This window comes from Komagataeibacter intermedius TF2 (assembly GCF_000964425.1).
Lineage (GTDB): Bacteria > Pseudomonadota > Alphaproteobacteria > Acetobacterales > Acetobacteraceae > Komagataeibacter > Komagataeibacter intermedius.
Map to the genome: position 1 here is coordinate 1 of NZ_BANF01000543.1, position 244 is coordinate 244.

Here is a 244-nt window from a genome sequence, read left to right on the forward strand (position 1 = left end):
ATGGGCTCGTTGACCTGCGTATCGGCAAAGGAGAACCCGGACAGGTCCTTGTAGGCGGGGAACCGGGCGGTCTTTGTCTGGTAGGCGATGGAGCGCACTTCGCGTTCGGCCAGTTCCGCCTCCAGGAGTTGTGAGAGGATGGGGATGGCCGCCTCGAAGGCAGGTGCACCCTGCTCGATGAGGTCGGCCGTGGCCTGGGCCATGCCATACATCCGCAATCCACGGAGCATGACGACAAGTGAAG

At 62.7% G+C, this 244-nt stretch carries 1 protein-coding gene; it reads right to left on the reverse strand.

From position 1 onward, the window contains the following. Positions 1-244, reverse strand: a 244-nt coding sequence (locus B7449_RS18505; RefSeq protein WP_244465784.1) for an ATP-binding protein, incomplete at both ends; no start/stop codon positions are given.